Here is a 575-nt window from a genome sequence, read left to right as displayed (position 1 = left end):
GGCTTTTTGCCCTTCAACATTGCTTTGCTAGATGCTTTCGCCGGCTTTTGATTTTCTTGGTGGTGATTCATGACGGTTTTCCCCTTTAGTTGAAACATTGCTTCGCTGAGTGCCTATCGCCGTATGCCCGTCGGAAGCTCGGCCCATAAGGGCGACGGGCAAGGGCGGAACCGGAAGCCGCAGCGGAGCACAGGGAGCGCAGCGACCGAGCACCGAACGGGTGAGGATTCCGGCGAAGCGAACCCTTGCACGTTGACCGGGCCGGGCTACCGTTTAGGGCAGGCGATAGGGACTCCGCGAAGCAATCGACTCGAAGGCAATAGCGGGCATGAACACCGAATAGGGCAGCGCTACGCGCTGCGAACTAACCCACGAAGTGGGTTTCTTATGGCAGCCACCGGCTGCGCGCTGGTGACTTTGGGGTGGGATCGATCGGAGGAATTTGTCGCCAAAGTCGGTGTCTGTCTTGGTGACGCAATCGGCGCCGCCGGCGCCGGGATCTGTCACCACGCAAAGCGTGGTGCTTTGGTGACTTGGCCAACTCCTGCAGAACTGAAAACTGTCACCATTGCAGG

At 59.0% G+C, this 575-nt stretch carries 1 protein-coding gene; it reads left to right on the top strand.

Annotated elements, in window-relative coordinates:
- Positions 1 to 387: 387 nt before the first annotated feature.
- Positions 388 to 575, top strand: a 188-nt coding sequence (locus Q8O96_RS31095; protein WP_305950131.1) for a hypothetical protein, incomplete at its 3' end; no start/stop codon positions are given.

The sequence above is a fragment of the Pseudomonas sp. LPH60 genome (assembly GCF_030718165.1).
GTDB lineage: Bacteria > Pseudomonadota > Gammaproteobacteria > Pseudomonadales > Pseudomonadaceae > Aquipseudomonas > Aquipseudomonas danubii.
The sequence above is the reverse complement of the archived record's forward strand: the minus strand, read 5'-3'. Positions and strand labels throughout refer to the sequence as shown.